Source organism: Hymenobacter psychrotolerans DSM 18569, from assembly GCF_900142395.1.
In the GTDB taxonomy this organism is placed as follows: Bacteria; Bacteroidota; Bacteroidia; order Cytophagales; family Hymenobacteraceae; genus Hymenobacter; species Hymenobacter psychrotolerans.
Genome location: NZ_FRAS01000025.1, coordinates 47,956 through 63,682 on the forward strand (window position 1 = coordinate 47,956; position 15,727 = coordinate 63,682).

Genomic DNA, 15,727 nt, shown 5'->3' on the forward strand with positions numbered 1-15,727 from the left:
AAAGGCCCGCTCAACCACCAATTATAGCTGCATCAATACATGCAGCTATAATTGGTGGTTGATAAAAAATGAGCTACACAACTAAAGCCCTAAATGCTGCTGAATCGCTGGCAATGTCATGTTCCACGTCAGGTTTTGCTGTACGTAGTTATTAGAATTATGCTGCCAGACTTGTGCTGTGAGTAAGGAATTTTTGTAGTCGAATGTGATATAAGCGTGGTCGTTAGTTTGGCTTTTATTCATGACAAACTTCTCGATGGAATATGTCAAAATGGGATTTGTTGCTGCTAGTACCTGTTTGGTAAGGTTTTGAATAAAAGCTGTTTGGTTCTGTATATTATTTGTTTTGGGTACAAACACTTCTCCCCAGTGTTGTTGTCCATTGGTATCAAAGATATTGACAACGAAAAAGTCATAATTAGGATTGTAACTAGAATGGTAGCTAGCTGAGAAGTTGGCTATCCGTATGTTATTATCGATTATATCACCGGCAAAGCCTGTCGCGAAAGTTGGCATCGTAATAGGTTTTAAGAAATGTTTGAAGTAGCGTGGCTTGTTAAACCAGCTTGTTGACATTCAGATAAGTGACTAAGCGTACTCTAAAATAAGTTCGGCAGAGATGCCCAGCTTTTGGTAGAGGCGCTTGGCCAGGTCCAGGTTGATGGCGCGCTTGCCGTTAAGAACTTCACTCAGTCGGCTGTTGGCAATACCGAGCAGGGCCGCCATATCCTGCTTTTTCAGGCGGCGCGCTACCATCTCCCGCTCCAGCATGCCGACCAGAGAGGTGGGCGAGATGGGCCGGTGGCCATGGTCGTTTTCGTATTCGTTCGCGGCGTGACCGAGGGCCTTGATTTCGTCCAGGTTGCCGGGCTCGTTGTCGATGAGGTATTCAAGCCGCGTCATAGCGGCCTGATACTCCTTTTCAGTGTGCAGGATGAGTGCCATTGTGCGTGTGGGGTGAATGATTGGGATAGAAGAAGGTGGCTCAGACCGTCGAAGTGTCGGGGATGCGGTCGTACTCAGCGTGGGTGCCCACGAAGCGGACGTACACTTGGTAAGCCGGGAAAAAGATGCGGACAATCAGGCGGAAGCGGTTGCCCAGAATATTGAACACGTAGCGGTTGTTGCCGACGTAGCGAGCGGGTACATCAGCGGCTGTCTGCCACTCAGCCGCCTCGGCCATCTCAAACCACTCCAGCAGGGCCTGGGCTACATCAGGGTGTTGGGTATTTCCATAGTCTCTCAATCTTTTCTTAGTAAGTATCTCCATAGTCAATAAGCATAGTGTCTAGCAAAAAGCGACGCGGGGGCACAGGTTACAGGTCTTAAGTAAATATACGTAAAATTTCTGGATAAGGTAAAAAAATTTACACAATACAGAAATTTGGGCGTGTCCCTTCGGGCCGGGCTGTTCGGGGCTGCGGCTGCGCCTACGGTCCTGCGGACTAAACCCCTGCCATCCCTCACGCAAAAAGCCGGCACACAGGCCATCAGGCGGAGCCGCCGGCCTGCCGACGACTGCGCTGTGCTCCATCGACCGCAGGCCGGCGGCTCCGCCTGATGGCCTCTCCCATTGAAAAGAGAGTCGGAGCTGGGAGCCAGCCGGCTGAAAAAGCCGCCCCGCTCCCAGCAGGGTGCACGTGAGTCTTCTACTGTTTCGTGACCAAGCAGAATTAGGGGCGGTGGGGAAAAAAGGCGGAGATAGAGGGGATTGAATAAAAGAAAATACTTGTAATAAATACGAATAATAATTGTATAAAATGCAACTAATTGCGCGTTGCTGTCGTTTAATAAGTATAACAAACGAACGGAACAACAGCCTTTTAGCCATGAAAAAGACCAGCAAGCCCGCCGCCAAGAAAGCCACCAAAGCAGCCGCAACCCGGCCCGACGTGTACCAGATTGTGACGGACCGGATTATTTCGGCGCTGGAAGGCGGCATCATTCCGTGGCGCAAGCCGTGGAACGCGGTGTATGGCCTCCCCCGCAACTACGCCACCGGCCGCGTGTACAGCGGAATCAACCTGTTCCTGCTGCATTTCAGCGGAGCCCTCCCCTTCTTCATGACGTTCAAGCAGGCGCTGGCGCTGGGCGGCAACGTGAGAAAAGGGGCTAAAGGCCATCAGGTAGTGTATTACAACATCAGCAAGCGCGAGAACAAGGAGACCGGCAAAGAAGAGAAAATGCCCTTCCTGAAGTATTACACCGTGTTTTCAGTGGAAGACATTGAGGGTATCGAGTTCAATCTGCCCGAGGTAACCAAGCAGGAGTTTACCCCCAGCGAAGTGGCCGAAGGCATCGTGGAGGCGTGGGACGGCAAGCCCGCCATTCAGCACCTGCACCAGCGGGCCTACTATTCACCGGCGCTGGACTTCGTGAACATGCCCAAGCCGGAAACCTTCACCACATCGGAGGGATACTATCAGACCCTGTTTCACGAGCTGACGCACAGCACCGGCCACCAGAGCCGCCTTGACCGCGCCGACCTGACCGCCGGCGAGGGCAAGCAAAGCAGCAGCTACGCCCGCGAGGAGCTGACCGCTGAAATGGGCGCATCCTTTCTGAGCGCGGCGGCCGGCATTGCGACCGAGCAGACCGAAGAAAACGCCGTGGCCTACATTCAGAACTGGCTGGAACGGTTGAAGAATGATAAGAAGCTCGTGGTACAGGCCGCCAGCAAAGCCCAGCGCGCCGCTGAGTTGATACTAGGGACGACGGCGGAGCCGGAGGGCGAAGCCGACGAGGTACAGGCCCCGGCAGCCGCGCCGGTAGCCAGCGCGCCGGCCGCGGTGCTCGACGACATCGACCGCGAGTTTATGGCCGCCGAGCTGAGCTGGCTGCAGCTCGCATAGCCCGCCGGGCGGGGCTGGCCGCTTGCGAGCGGCTAGCCCTAGCCTTAATCCTAGCCCTAGCTCTAATTCTAATTCTAGTCTGCTTATGAAAGCCAGTGAAGCCCCCACTATCCAGAGCCCAGCTTGGAACGAGTACCGCAGCCGGGTGATTGCCATCGTTGCCGACGTAGAAAACCTGATGCGGCAGCTGGATAAAGGCATTAACAGCGAAGTGCTCGCCGAGGAGGTTGCCGAGCGCCTTGGGCTGGAGATTGACACGTCAGCTGCCTATGAGTCCCTGTTGAAGCTGGTGCGGGCAGTTCGACCCATTGCCTGCGAAGGCCTGCGCCGCACCAGCGAGCAGCACGGCGGGCAGTTCCAGCTAGCACTATAACCCCTAACGATGAGCAGTCCCCTAACCACAATCAGGCACGCTACCCGTGACGTGCAGCAGGCCCTTGCCAACAATTGCTGGTCGGTATTTCACCGGGCCGCCGCCACCGAGGCCGCGCCAGCGCCGGCGGGGTACCGCGTGAGCCAGGCCCGGACCCGGCGGGGCCAGTTTCAGGTTCGCTACCTGCAGACCGGAGAGTGGCACCAGGTAGCACCGGCCGACCTGCTTTTTCAACAGTAGCCCCCTCTCCTACCCCACCGGACCGTCCGCAGTCGGCCAACTTCTCCCCTTGCCCCTTGCTTTATGAATCCTTCTCCCCAATCCGACCCGAGTACCACGGGTTTCCCCGCGCAGGAAGCGTACCTGGTCATTGAGCAAAAACCGCGTGACAAAGCCGAAAGAAGCCGGCTGACAAAGCTTCGCCAGTACGTGCAGCATCACACGCACCAAGCGGATTTGCGTGACCTCGCCCCGGCTGTGCGGGAATTGATGGGGCCGGGCTACCAGATTGGCTGCGGAAGCTCGCACATCTGGATTCTGCCGCTGGCTGGCAGTGATATGCCAGCAGCTCCCCAACGGCTGGCCATCGTAGCTGACCGACTCACAACGACTTTACAGGACTGTAATGGCCCCCGCGTCAGTACCCGGCTGCAGTAAAGAAGGATACGGTGACTCAGCACTTACCAGCAAGAAAACAGCTGGTTCGCGCTGACTGTTTCTTCCCCACTGCCCAAAAAAACCAAGGGCAGCTCTGCTAGGAGCTGCCCTTGGTTGGAGCATCAGCCGCAAATGTGCTGCGGCATTGTTAGATAAGCGGGGGCGGTGACTAAGCCAGCTAGTTATCCTTAACCAGTCCTGCCAAGCGCGCTAATTGACTGGGGGGAGCTTGCCCTGCTTGCGCAGGTGCGCCTCGTAGTGTCGGTGGGCCGCGTGCAGGTAGCCGATGATATTTGTGGGCATATCCGGCCCTTTAGGAAGCTGAACGATAATCTTGCGAATCTCCGACCACACAGATTCCGCAATCCTCACCCCTTTCAACTCGCCCGTTGGCTCCGGGCCCGCTGCTGTCGGCTTGCGGCCACGGGGACGGCGCTCAACCGGGGCCGCAGGCGCGGAAGTCGTAGCGGCTTCCGCCACCGGCTGCTCAGTAGACGGCGCGGGCTCCGGTGCTGGCTCAACTGCTGCTACCGGCTCGGGCTTTGGTTCGGACGCGGCGGGTACTACTGGGGCCGCTACCGCTTCTGCAGGGGCAGCCGCAGCCGGGGTAGTTGCCTTGCCTTCGGCTTCCAGGCGGGTTTGCTCCCCTCCCATTCCGGCGCGGGCTTCGGCGCGCAAGGTCTCATCAACCGGGATACGCTTCCGGGGGCCTTCAATTTTCGCTTTTACAAAGGGAGACTTTGCCATTACTTGATTTCGGTTGGGTTGGTATCGGTCGTTTCTTCCAGCTCAGCTTCGACATCGGCTTTGCGTCGGGGCAGGTCCAGCTTTTCTATCAGCTCGTCGCATACGCGCCGGATTTCCTCTGAGCTATCCTTGGTGCCCCCGGCGTAGTTGCGGTAGGCCGGGGTCAGCAGGCTGTGCAGCGTGGAGGCGCGGCTGTACACCATGCGGTGGCTCAGGTAGGACTGGAAGCGTGAGAGGCCCAGCTCGTCAATGTAGTCGTCCATCTCCTTTTCCTCCCGTCGGCCGCTGATGCGCTTCGTGGCCAGGCCGAAATACTGGAAATCCACCTCGGCTTTGTCGGCTGCTTTCTTGAGCGCTTCCAGGATGCCCATAAACTCGGCCGTGGAGGCGCGGTCTAGGTAATCCGATACCAGCGGCACTATTACCGCGTCGCAGCCCGTGAGAGCGTTAAAAACGTCTTCCCCGTCGGCCCGGCCGGGAATGTCGATGATGATAAGGTCATAGTCGTTTTCCGGATTGTCGATGAAGTCAAAGATGCTCTTCAGCGACATGGGGAACACGTCGTAGGGGTAATCCGCCGCAGGGTCTGACTCACGCAGGATAGCCAGGCTGGGCTCGTCCAGCTGCTTGCGGGTTTTGACGATGCTCTGCTGGTAGTCACAATCCAGGATGGCGATTTTCAGTCCGTACTCGATAGCCAGAGGAGCCGCGAGGACGAGGGCCAGGGTTGACTTGCCCGAGCCCCCCTTTTGGGTAGCAAAGCTGATGACTTTTGACATGGGGTTACTGGTTAAGGTAAGCTAGCGCTGATGCCCCAGATGGTCAGGCCCGGGGAAAGCAAATGTAAGCGGAAATGTCGCAAAGTAGTAAAGTCGCATTGTCGCAAAGTTGTGTAGTCGTAAAATGACTAAGTAGTAAAAGCAATAAGTTGTAAAGTAGTATATGCTACAAGTAGTAAAAATGCATTGTAGTAAAGTAGTAATGCTGTAGAACGATAAGGATTCCGCATTAGTACTCTCATAAATTATGCGTGTAGTAAAGTCGCATTGTAGTAAAGTAGTAACACGTCGACTGAGTCAGGTTGTTAGCGTAGTAAAGTAGTAATGTCGTAAAGTAGTAAGATAAGCTATGGTAGGCAATGTTTAGCTTAATGACAACGACAGCTGTCCTATGTTGGTCAAAGTTGTAAAGTAGTAATGTCGTAAAGTAGTAATAGGTGTCAAAAAGTTCTTGCGGGCTAATGAGCACGGGAAAGGATAGCAGCTACACCTAGTGTCTAGATAAACAGCAGCTAAGACGACGCAGTGCGGTAAGAGCAGGAGGGGCGTTGCGGATAGGAACAGGTAAGGATACAGCAGCAGAGTGAGGTAGCGATAGATAAGGGCTAACCTAATGCCGCTCGTAATACGTACTCGTAGTTCTGAAATAGTTCTCAAATAATTCTGAAAGCCCTCTTGGATGTAGTGTATGTAGTCTTAGCAAGAAGAGTATCACATACAGGGTGCTAAGCATCTGTAAGTGTGATACTTGTATTTAAGCAAAGCTTAAATTTGTAGGTTTGTTAAGATAACTAGCTGATTCATAGGTTAAAAATAACCTAAAGAGGGTGGGCAGAAGATTGTCTTTACCTATGCCAACCAACCCTGCTACGAAGAGCGTCAACGTACCTGCGGCCACTCATTTTCTGCTGAGCAAAGAGGCCAAGCGGCTGCAGATAAGCCAGGCTGATTACACCGGTGCGGCCGTGCGCTACTTCGCGGAGCGCGGACTACACCCGGTGGAGGATGTGGCCCGCGAAGGCCAACTGATTATGCAGCAGGTGAAGAAGCTCGGGGACCGGGTGTTTGGGTATCTGCAGGAGCAGGAGCGTAGTCTGCTGCTACCGATGCTAGAGGAAATGCTTCGTAGCCGGGTGACGCTGGAGCGCGTGCTGCGCATGAATGAAATCCTGGTAAACAACCTGACGCAGCAGTTGAGCGGCCTTAATGAGGCGCAGCTAAACGAGCAGCGGGAGGGCTTAAAGCAGTTGCGGGCGCAGAACGAAGACATGATTGAGCGTCAGGCAAAAGAGGCAATAGCTGCCGCTCAACAAGTGGGCGCAGGCAGAATAAATGATGGCGATACGGTGGCAAAAGCAGTCAAGAATTAAGCGCACAGCCACCGATGTATATCAAGCTAATCAACCCCGCGACTCACGGAAAAGCGGCTTACAGCAACAGCGGAAGCAGCGCGCAAACGCTTAATTATCTTAGGCAGGAAGCTGGACGCGATGGAGAGGAAGCCACGTTTTTCGGGGCTGACCGCGACGACCTCAGCGCAGCCGAGGTGGGGCAGAATATCGATTCTAACGTGAAGGGACTGCGGGCCGGCGAGGCAAAATTCTACTCCCTGGTAATTAGCCCCAGCGAGGCCGAGCTGACGCATATTGGCAACGACGAGGCCAAGCTGAAAGACTATACCCGGCAGGTGATGGCGCAGTACGCTGCCAACTTCAAGCTGAAGGATGGACGGGAGCTAGGCAGCCAGGACCTGGTGTGGGGAGCCACGCTGCACCAGCAGCGCAGCTATCGGGGCACCGACCCGGAGGTGAGTACTGGCCAGGCTAAGATAGGCGAGCAGCGGCCGGGCCTGCAGACGCACATTCACGTCATCGTGAGTGCCCGCGACGCGGAGCAGAGAGTCACGCTCAACCCCGGCGGACGCCGCAGCCGCTTCGACCTGATGCAGTGGCAGGCGGCGGCCGGGCGGCAGTTTGAAAAGCAGTTTGGCTACACGGCCCAGGCCCACGAAAAGCTACGACCCAAGCAGCGCGATGGTAGCCGGGATGCCGGCCGTGCAGTCAGGATTGGGGAGCGGGTGGCCGCCCTCAACCTGCGCGTGCTGAAGGAAGAGCGACTGGACCCGCAGCGGGTCCAGCAGATTGCCCAGGGCCGCGAGTACGACAAAACGTTTTACCGCTCCCTGGCTACCGTCGAGCGGCGGGCGCAGCAGGGCCAGCCAATTGATAACGCCTATCACCTGCTGAGCACGGGCCGCGAGCAGCCGGTACCGCAGCACGCGGCCAGCACCATGCTCCACGCCGTGCAGCAAGCGGTGCGCTCCAACACGGGCCGCGAGAAAAAGACTGAGCATCTGAGCGAGAAAAGGGGCCACAACAGCGCGGAGCTGGACATTGAAATGTAGCGTGCCCACTCACCCCATCGTCGTTCTACTCACCTAAATCAGCTTTCAAGCCTATGACCAGTCAAGCACCCCGGCCGGCGGCCGTTATCCAGGGCGCGGGCCTCTTTATTGTCCTGCTGCTGCTGGCCATCATCGGCGGCGACTACTATATGCTCCTGCATGGCCCCGAGATTGCCGAGGCCCGCCGGGCGCAACTCATCGAGGCGGCCGGCATACCAGCAGACAGCCTGACGCCCAAAGAGCGGCTGGCGGCTACCACGGCGCGCATTGCCGAGCGGCAGCGCCAAGCTCGCATTACCAAGGCCGAAGCCACTGCCCGCCCGATTGTAGGGGAGGGGGCGGCGAGCGGCGCGGTGGCCGTAACGCACTCCACCGACCAAGCGCTGAATAAGGCCAAAGGCGGGACCGACGCGCTGGCTAAAGCTGGCAGTGGCATGGGGAGCAAGCTGCTGGTAAAAGCTGCCCGCTTCTACGGCCCGGCCGGGGTGTACCTGCGGGCGCTGCTGCTGCTGGCCGGGCTGGTGCTTGTATTCGTGCAGAAAGCCCCGCAGGCGAGGCCCGGGCAGGTTAGGCGCAACGTCATCAACCGGCAGGCCCTGCGCGTTGTGGCGGGCCTGTGCGGGACCTTATTCCTGGCAGCGGGCTACGTGCTGCTGAACATGCAGCACTACTCGCCGGGCTTTATCGAGTTTGGCTATCCGGGAGCCGCCGTGGCCGTGCTGGGCAGTGGGGGAGTAGTGGGGCTGCTGTGGGCTATGACCAAGAAGCCGGCTTTCGGGCTGAGCACCGAGCGCCGCAAGGTGAAAAGCCCCGACGCCGTGCACTTCCCCACGGCGGACGGGGGCTGGATTACGGTAGCCAACCCGTACCGGGGCACGCTGGTGCTAGGCGGCGCGGGCGCGGGCAAGACCTACTCGATAGGGGAGCCGCTGATTGAGCAGTTTGCCTACCAGAACTTTGCCGGGCTGGTGTACGACTTCAAGTTTCCGGTGCTGGCCGAGGCGATGCAGAAAGCCCTGGTATTGGCCGAGCGCCGCAAGGAGCGCGAGCAGCAGCAGGCCGCCAGCTACGCGGCCAGCTTCCAGGGCCGGCTGCAGGCCCGGCTGACGGGCCTGTTCAGCAAGCCCGAGCCGCAGCCGGCGGCGGAGCCGCCCGTGCAGCTACACATCATCAACTTCCGGGACCTGACGCGCAGCGAGCGGGTGAACCCGCTGCGGCCAGCGGATATGCCGGTGGTGGCCTTCGCCGAGGAGTATAGCAAGGCCATCATCAACAACCTGAACCCGTCGAGCATCCGCAAGATGGAGTTCTTCGATACCAGTTCCGTGGCGTACCTGACCGGCATCATCTGGTTTTACAAGAAGCATTACCCGCAGTACTGCACCATTCCGCACGTTGTGGCCACGGCCATGTACAAGGACTACACCCACGTCCTGAGTATGCTGGAAACTGATTTGGAGTGCGGCGACCAGGCCCGGAGCCTTATCTCGGCGGTGCAGACCCGCGCCGACAAGCAGGTGGGCGCGGTGCTGGGCACGCTGCAGGTGAACCTGACCAAGATTAACAGCCCCGAGGTGGTGTGGGTGCTGACCCCGGACGAGGCAAACGGTGAGGGCTTTTCGCTCGACCTGAACGATAAGCAGCGGCCCAAGCTGCTGTGCATCGGCAACGACCCGACGCTAAAGGACACGTTTTCGCCGGTGGTCAGCTGCGTGATTACGGTAGCACTCAAGCTAATGAACCAGCAGAATAAGCACCGCAGCTACGTGTTTCTCGATGAGGCCGCGACGCTCTACGTGCCGGGGCTGGAGGTGATTCCGGCCACGGCCCGCAGCAACAAGGTGGCGATGGTGTACATGACCCAGGACCTGAGCCAGATGACGGACGCCTACGGCAAGGAGAAGATGCAGGTGATGGTGAGCAACCTCAACAACCAGTTTTTCGGTAAGGTGAACTCGCTGGAAACGGCCAAGTTTATTTCCGAACTGGTGGGCCGCGAAGACAAAGAGATGGTAAGCACGAGCACCGGCACCAGCCAAGGCAGCGGGGCGCGCAACAACTCCACCAACCAGAGCACCAGCTATCAGGAGCGCAGCCTGGTGCGGGTGCAGGATACCATTGGCCTGCAGCAGGGCGAGTTTATCGGTCAGACGGTGGAAACCGGCAGCACCTTTTTCCAGGGCACCATTGCACGGGCCGACGTTACGCCCGAGCGGTTTCCCCTGCACCAGATGGTGAGCTTCGGCGGCCCGGGGGAAGACCCGGCCAGCGCCCTTTCGCGCACGGTGCAGGAGAACTTTCTACGGGTGCGCCAGGAGGTGAAAGAAACCTTGGCCAAGCATGTAAACACCTTAGCAGCAGGGACAAAAAATGAGGCGTAAAACCGCTTAAAAGTGACAAATAAGGCCGTTTCAGCGTTCTACTAGTACCACATTCTATTTCCGAAAAGCCATGAGCAAGACCTTCTTTGCGCCCGCCCCGGCCGGCCTTACTGCCGAAGAGCTAGCCGCCCGCCAGCAGCGCGAGCACGACAGCAACAACGCCATTGCCACGATGATGAGCAACGGCCCCGCGCCCAGCCCGGAGGCCCTGGCCCTGATGCAGCGCCACGTCGACGGCGAGCTGACGATTGAGCAGGTCATTGAGCTAACCGACAAGATGCTCAGGGCCCGCTACGCGGCCAAGCCCGGAGCCGGCACGCCCACCAGCCCAGCACAGTAATGGCGGTGCTCAATGACCGGTTCAGCGACGAGAATGGCGTGCGGCTTAACAAGCTCGGAATTACCAACAAGGAGGATTTGGCGCAGGCCGAGTCCGATTCCTCCATTCCCCGCCTGAAGCTGGTCAACACGCAGGGCGGCATTCAGGGCGGGAAGTACGACCAGGCCCACCTGAAGCAGGTGCACGAGCGGCTGTTTAGTGGCGTGTACCAGTGGGCCGGCGAGACCCGGGCCGACCGCGAGTTTCAGGGCCACAAGGATACCCGCGTCACCGGCTTCCGCGAAACCATGACGTACGCGCCCCATAAGGAAATACCTGAGCGGCTGGATGCTATCGGGGCGCAGCTTAACAGCGAGAATAACCTGAAAGGCCTCTCGGCCGAGAAGTTTGCCGAGCGGGCCGCCTACTACCTCGACCAGTACAACCACGCCCACGCCTTCCGGGACGGCAACGGCCGCACCATCCAGGCCACCTTCACCCAGCTGGGCAAGGAAGCCGGCTACGACGTGGACTTCAACCGGGCCAGCCCGGAGATTCTAAACCGCAGCCGCGACCTGGCCATCGTGCGACAGTACCCGCCCGCCGAGGCGGCGAAGAATCTGCAGCCGCTGAAAGAGATGTTTCAGAAAATTATCACCCCAACCCCGGGGGCGATAGGGGAGGGGCTGCGCGACCCCCGCCAGGCCGTGACGCCCACCCCGGAGCTAAGCCCGGCCATGAAGGCAGTGGATGCCCGGCGGGAGTTTGAGGTGACCGGCTACCGCGTAGCCAGCGTGGTGGCCAACATGCCCGGACCCGGCAACCGGGAGCAGGGCATCCGGCTGGGGCAGCAGGTGGAGGCCGTGAATCTGGACCCCAAGGCCATCCAGGGCAAAAGCATCACCGAGTTTCAGCAGGCGGCGGACAAGATTCTTAAGCACCCGGCCATGAAGGATACCCCGCTCGACCTGGCCGATGCCCAGCGCCTGAAAGCCGCCTCGGTGCAGGTGCTGCAGCTTGCCGAAGGCAAGGAGTTGGTAGCGCTGCCCGCGCAGCGGCAGCCCGCGGCTTCGGCAGCAAGGAGTAGCACCCCGTCGGTGCCCGCAGCCCCCAGGACACACGCCGAGGCCCAGCCCGTGTTTGCCACTGCCGCCCGCGAGGTGGCCAAGGCGCTGGAAGCCCACGGCCAGGCTGCCGCTGGGGCCGGCCTGCGCGAGGTGGCGAAGGACGTAGCGCGCAACCCGGTAATTGTCGGCCCCAACGCGGAGAGCTTCCGCCGGTCGCTTGACGCGGCCGAGAAGCTGCCGGGGCTGGGCACCAGCAAGCATCTGGAAGACTTGCGCAACTCCGCTAGGGTGTTGACCACCGTCCCGGTGCAGGAGCGCGGCAGCTCCGCCATTGGTCGCAGCAGCGGTGGCATCGAACGGTAAGCCTCGTACCTTGCTGCTATGCAGGACGACGAACTACACTTTCTGGAAGAGCAGCTGGCCGGCACTGAGCTACTGGCTTGCGTGACGTGCGGAGAGGATACGCTGCACGCCCACTTGGAAGTGCTGGAAGTTTACCCCGTAGGAACGGAGCTGCTGATGCAATGCACCCACTGCCAAACCGAGCGGAAGTGGATGGACTGGACGCCGACCAAGCCGAAAGGTCAGGAGAACTAAGGGAAGCAGAGGAAGTATGACATTTATGTTGTAAATTCTAGGTGTACCATTTCTCTCTGTTGCCATGTCAACCGCATACTACCCGCTTCTGCACCTACTCCACGAACACGTTCCCGTTACTTTCACCCTGAATATGTTCGGCAATCATTGCCATGTATTCAGGGGGCAAACCGAGCTTGGCCATGTGGGCCTCTCTGACGAAGATGTGTGCCGTATCAAAGCCCACGCGTGGGGCAACACGCACCCCTTCACTCCCAGAATCCCCATTGAGCGGCTCATCAGAATTCTAGCCCCAGCAACGTCTTAGCGTAGTAGAATCTATCCTTGTAGCACAGAGCTACCAAAAGCCTTTTCGGTCACGCGGCCGAAAAGGCTTTTGAGTTTTTGCATGGCAGTCAGATACACCACAAGACAAGAAATTATAGTATAAAATACGAATAAGAATTGTATAAAGTGCAACTAAGGGGAAGGAGCGAATGTTGACCATTTAGAATCAGCAACCACTCTAAACACCCTTTAAAGCATGGAAAATACCCATCTTGCCAGCTATCAATTTGAAGTTCTTCGCCAGTACGGGGACAGCTTCCCGGCGGCGCTGTTCGCTACCATAGCTGAGGCAGCAGCTTATTGCCGCGCAGAGTTGAGCGGCTACCTCAACCGTACCGACGATAAGGCCGAAAATGCTCTGGTAGCGGCGGGCCAGCAAGTGCGATTTCGTGGCCCACATGGTCTACGCTGGGTAAAAGGTCTAACTCACCCAATACCGGCCGGAACCGCCCCAGCGCGCTTTAATCCTGGGCAGAGCGTGCGCCTTTTTGGGGTGGAGCAGCCGTTGACGGTAGCGGCCCGCGACTTTGCGCAGGGAGCCTGGTATTACCAGTTCAAAGATGGTTCCGGGCCAGTGGCGGAGGCATTGCTGTTTGGGGTGGACGCCGAGCCTACCCCACCAGCGGCGGCAGCCGTGGCAGCTGAACCACTCCTATTCAGCCTGCACAGCAGCCAGATATTGGCCGGTGACGAACAGGGGCAGCCGTTCTGGAAGCCCTTACCGCCGCGCCTGTTTGTGCAGGTGCAGGTCGGGCAGCCTGACCAATCGCGCATCGTGGCGCTGTGTGGTACAACCGGCAAACGGTTTCTGACCCATGCCTACGAGCACGGCCCTTTTCAACTCGCGGACGGGCAGCGGCTGGCCAGCGTGAAGGCCCTAGGCAACTACTTCGCCCGCCAGCACCGCGCCATGCTCCCGGCCGAGGGGGCGGCCATGCTGCTGGGAGTCGACGGGAGTATCCAGGAAGTGCGCCCCGTTAAGGGCCGGACGTTCAAGCTGGCGCAGCTGTATGCGGCCTTGGAATGCGACTACATCGACGTGCACCATCCCCAGCACGGGGCTTACCAGGACTGGATTCTGGTCTTCGACGATGAGGGCAAATTCAAGGAGTGCCCCATCAACCCGCTGGCCACGGCCCTGTGGTACGAAACCTATCCGCTTGACCAGTACTCCCCCGTGGATGTGGTGGCCGGTCCGGTCCTGCTCATGCGGTCTGAGATGATGAGATAATGCTCGCAGCATCCCGGTTGGCCAGTGGCCAGCCGGGATGTTTTGCAAATAGGCCGCCTCCCACTCGCTTCGCAGTAAGTGCAATTATGCTTCGTACATTGTGCATAGAATAGCTATGGCTGTTTCCGTTCCTATCGACCACTTCACAACTGAACCGCTACCGCTGGAAAAAGCCCGTGCCTGGCTGGCGCTCGTTCTCAACCACCCGGCCTTTTCTGCCGAGCGCCAGCAGAAGGCTGGCCAACTGATGGCCGCCACGTCGGATGCCAGGCAGGTCTGCCGGTGGGCTGTTTTGGCGCTAATGGAAAGCGAGCGGTGGGAGGATGCGGTGCTACTCCGTGAGGAAGCGTCGCGGGGCGGCCGTTCAAGTTTCCCGCGCTGCTGTCACTAACGGGGCACCGGTACGTAAGCCGAACCTACTACCTGAGTTACCATCCCTGACCCCTCTACTATTGGAAAGCCTGCTTCGCATCCCCGGTATTCAACAAGCCGAGCCCTTCTATTTCTTGGATGACCAAGCCCAATCCGCCCGGAGTGAGGTGCTGGTTCATCCGGCCCACGAGTGGGCCATTGCCCTTGACCTGCCCCAATTCTTCTGGGACCGTATTGGATTAGGCGTCGTGGACTTGGCCGGCAAGCTCTGTGAGCAGTACGCCATTGCTCCGCCGGCACTGGTAATGCTGGTGCGCTATGCTGCCCCGTATGACGACCGCTACTACCTGCTGCGATTCGTGCACGGCGACGAGAGCATATTCGGAGGATTCACCTTTATCGGCCCTATGCGCGAGCTACTCGAACCGGAGCAGGTAGAAGAACTGCTAGCCCAGGTGCGGGCCGGCGAGCCGCCCCAACGCTCATTCCGCGCCATTAAAAATCCTTTGCTCCCCCTTACCAGCAGAAAGTAGCCTTGCCCATGACACGTCACCTCATCTCCATCCAGGCGCAGGCTGCCACCGTCACGGCCAGCACCCTCGCCGAGTTGCTGCGGCAGACCGGTACCAAGATTATGCAGCTTACAGAGGGCTTGGATATCAACCACCGCACGGCCCAGCGCCGCATCAAGGAGCCCGAGACCCTGACCATAAAGGAACTGCTGGCGCTGGCTGCGCTTCTAAGAGTACCCGAGCAGCAGCTTATCGACCTCATTCGCGACGAGTACCAGAACCGGCCGGCGGAGGCAACTGAAGACGCGGAAGCTTCGACTGAACCAGTTGAAAGAAAAGGCTCTGTTGTGAAAAAAGAGCAACCACGAAAGCTCAAAAAAAATTGAGCCTTCCCTCATACTAAAATGACTGTATTTGCTGTGATAAAGCAGTTTTCTTATCTCGCTGGAGCAGGTATTCTCTATATCTGCGGAGAGCAGATAAGTAGCTAGCGAGATTGTTGGTGTCTTTTTTATCGTATACCCCTGCTTGTTTTCGACTATCAATCTCTTGGGACAGTTTTGCGTCTGCAACTGCGAACTCCTCTGGGGATAAGCTGTCTATATCCCACAGATACTGTTCTTCAAGGATCTGTAAATAGTAAGGATATTGTTCAGGAGCAGACTTATAAGAAAATGTGCTCAACCATTCGCGGAATCCTTCCTTGTCAAATGCCATTTCTGTTTCTCGAAGTGACCTTGCAGTCGTTCTAATTCAATATGAAGAATAGGTTTGAGGTGGTCGAGTAAATGTGGACAGAATAGGGTCTTATCTTTCGAATGTCATGCAAGACAGTCCCCAACCCGCCAAACGTCGGCGTTATGACGCTACCTTCCGGGCCGAGGCCCTGCGTTTGGCGGGCGAGAGCCGCTCGACCCAGGCCGCCGCTCGCGCCCTGAATATTAGCCCCAAGCTGCTCTACAAGTGGCAGAAAGAAGCACTCACACCCGTGGCGGCGGCTCGTGGGGCGGAGCTGGACCCGGCCACGGCGACCGAGCTGCGCCAGCTGCGGGCTTTAGCCCGGCGGCAGGCGCAGGAGCTGGATATTTTAAAAAAAGCCATTGCCATCT

General features: G+C 58.2%; 22 protein-coding genes. 15 read left to right on the top strand and 7 right to left on the bottom strand.

Translation table 11 applies throughout. The features are described 5' to 3' along the window. Positions 1–81: 81 nt before the first annotated feature. From BUE15_RS17945 to BUE15_RS17955, 3 genes are read right to left on the bottom strand one after another with little or no spacing between them, the layout of a single operon-like run. The gene (locus BUE15_RS17945; RefSeq protein WP_139252403.1) at positions 82–576 is read right to left on the bottom strand and encodes a hypothetical protein; all 495 of its coding nucleotides are present in this window, start codon (positions 574–576) and stop codon (positions 82–84) included. Between the two features lie 12 nt (positions 577–588). Then, a complete protein-coding gene (locus BUE15_RS17950; RefSeq protein WP_073288160.1) occupies positions 589–945 on the bottom strand; it encodes a helix-turn-helix domain-containing protein in 357 nt (118 codons plus the stop codon). A 40-nt stretch (positions 946–985) separates the two neighbouring features. Beyond that, a complete protein-coding gene (locus BUE15_RS17955; RefSeq protein WP_231403247.1) occupies positions 986–1,246 on the bottom strand; it encodes a type II toxin-antitoxin system HigB family toxin in 261 nt (86 codons plus the stop codon). Between the two features lie 583 nt (positions 1,247–1,829). Here BUE15_RS17955 and BUE15_RS17960 point away from each other — a divergent pair. The 4 genes from BUE15_RS17960 to BUE15_RS17975 all read left to right on the top strand — a co-directional run bounded on the left by BUE15_RS17960 (position 1,830) and on the right by BUE15_RS17975 (position 3,882). Continuing rightward, on the top strand, positions 1,830–2,852 hold the full coding sequence (locus BUE15_RS17960; RefSeq protein WP_073288163.1) for an ArdC family protein: 1,023 nt from the start codon (positions 1,830–1,832) through the stop codon (positions 2,850–2,852). An 85-nt stretch (positions 2,853–2,937) separates the two neighbouring features. Further along, positions 2,938–3,225 (top strand): hypothetical protein, encoded by a 288-nt coding sequence (locus BUE15_RS17965; RefSeq protein WP_073288165.1) that lies wholly within the window; start codon positions 2,938–2,940, stop codon positions 3,223–3,225. Positions 3,226–3,234: 9 nt separating this feature from the next. Further along, positions 3,235–3,465, top strand: coding sequence for a hypothetical protein (locus BUE15_RS17970; protein ID WP_139252404.1), 231 nt, complete (start codon positions 3,235–3,237; stop codon positions 3,463–3,465). A 63-nt stretch (positions 3,466–3,528) separates the two neighbouring features. Further along, positions 3,529–3,882 (top strand): hypothetical protein, encoded by a 354-nt coding sequence (locus BUE15_RS17975; protein ID WP_073288169.1) that lies wholly within the window; start codon positions 3,529–3,531, stop codon positions 3,880–3,882. Positions 3,883–4,092: 210 nt separating this feature from the next. Here the strand turns inward: BUE15_RS17975 and BUE15_RS17980 are convergent, their stop codons facing one another. Together BUE15_RS17980 and BUE15_RS17985 are read right to left on the bottom strand one after the other, a co-directional pair. Next, on the bottom strand, positions 4,093–4,629 hold the full coding sequence (locus BUE15_RS17980) for a hypothetical protein (protein ID WP_073288171.1): 537 nt from the start codon (positions 4,627–4,629) through the stop codon (positions 4,093–4,095). After that, complete coding sequence (locus BUE15_RS17985; protein WP_073288173.1) at positions 4,629–5,408, bottom strand: ParA family protein; 780 nt, start codon at positions 5,406–5,408, stop codon at positions 4,629–4,631. The genes BUE15_RS17980 and BUE15_RS17985 overlap by 1 nt, the downstream gene beginning before the upstream one ends. Before the next feature lie 851 nt (positions 5,409–6,259). Here BUE15_RS17985 and BUE15_RS17990 point away from each other — a divergent pair. From BUE15_RS17990 to BUE15_RS18015, 6 genes are all read left to right on the top strand, one after another. Next, positions 6,260–6,778 (top strand): BfmA/BtgA family mobilization protein, encoded by a 519-nt coding sequence (locus BUE15_RS17990; protein WP_073288175.1) that lies wholly within the window; start codon positions 6,260–6,262, stop codon positions 6,776–6,778. A gap of 14 nt (positions 6,779–6,792) precedes the next feature. Then, positions 6,793–7,812: a DUF5712 family protein gene (locus tag BUE15_RS17995; RefSeq protein WP_244535975.1), complete on the top strand. Its 1,020-nt coding sequence runs from the start codon at positions 6,793–6,795 to the stop codon at positions 7,810–7,812. Positions 7,813–7,865: 53 nt separating this feature from the next. Continuing rightward, complete coding sequence (locus BUE15_RS18000; protein ID WP_073288178.1) at positions 7,866–10,193, top strand: TraM recognition domain-containing protein; 2,328 nt, start codon at positions 7,866–7,868, stop codon at positions 10,191–10,193. Positions 10,194–10,263: 70 nt separating this feature from the next. Continuing rightward, positions 10,264–10,533 carry an antitoxin VbhA family protein gene (locus BUE15_RS18005; RefSeq protein WP_073288180.1) on the top strand — a complete coding sequence of 90 codons (270 nt, stop codon included), beginning with the start codon at positions 10,264–10,266 and terminating at the stop codon, positions 10,531–10,533. After that, positions 10,533–11,942, top strand: a complete 1,410-nt coding sequence (locus tag BUE15_RS18010; protein ID WP_073288182.1) for a Fic/DOC family protein — start codon at positions 10,533–10,535, stop codon at positions 11,940–11,942. Before BUE15_RS18005 ends, BUE15_RS18010 begins: the two co-directional genes overlap by 1 nt. An 18-nt stretch (positions 11,943–11,960) precedes the next feature. After that, positions 11,961–12,176, top strand: coding sequence for a hypothetical protein (locus BUE15_RS18015; RefSeq protein ID WP_073288184.1), 216 nt, complete (start codon positions 11,961–11,963; stop codon positions 12,174–12,176). 505 nt (positions 12,177–12,681) lie between these two features. Here BUE15_RS18015 and BUE15_RS18020 read toward each other — a convergent pair. Next, entirely contained in the window at positions 12,682–12,903 is a 222-nt protein-coding gene (locus tag BUE15_RS18020) for a hypothetical protein (RefSeq protein ID WP_073288186.1), read from the bottom strand. A 78-nt stretch (positions 12,904–12,981) separates the two neighbouring features. On the opposite strand from BUE15_RS18020, the gene BUE15_RS18025 reads away from it, so the two are divergent. The 4 genes from BUE15_RS18025 (at position 12,982) to BUE15_RS18040 (ending at position 15,004) form a co-directional block, all read left to right on the top strand. Beyond that, on the top strand, positions 12,982–13,734 hold the full coding sequence (locus BUE15_RS18025) for a hypothetical protein (protein ID WP_139252406.1): 753 nt from the start codon (positions 12,982–12,984) through the stop codon (positions 13,732–13,734). 115 nt (positions 13,735–13,849) lie between these two features. Further along, positions 13,850–14,125, top strand: coding sequence for a hypothetical protein (locus BUE15_RS18030; protein ID WP_073288189.1), 276 nt, complete (start codon positions 13,850–13,852; stop codon positions 14,123–14,125). A 61-nt stretch (positions 14,126–14,186) separates the two neighbouring features. Next, entirely contained in the window at positions 14,187–14,639 is a 453-nt protein-coding gene (locus BUE15_RS18035) for a hypothetical protein (RefSeq protein WP_073288191.1), read from the top strand. Positions 14,640–14,647: 8 nt separating this feature from the next. After that, positions 14,648–15,004 (top strand): hypothetical protein, encoded by a 357-nt coding sequence (locus BUE15_RS18040; RefSeq protein WP_139252407.1) that lies wholly within the window; start codon positions 14,648–14,650, stop codon positions 15,002–15,004. A gap of 13 nt (positions 15,005–15,017) precedes the next feature. On the opposite strand, the gene BUE15_RS21765 is transcribed toward BUE15_RS18040, so the two are convergent. Next, entirely contained in the window at positions 15,018–15,335 is a 318-nt protein-coding gene (locus tag BUE15_RS21765; RefSeq protein WP_139252408.1) for a hypothetical protein, read from the bottom strand. 106 nt (positions 15,336–15,441) lie between these two features. Between BUE15_RS21765 and BUE15_RS18045 the strand changes: the two genes are divergently transcribed. Continuing rightward, positions 15,442–15,727 (top strand): transposase (locus BUE15_RS18045; protein WP_139252409.1); only part of this gene is annotated, 286 nt, incomplete at its 3' end.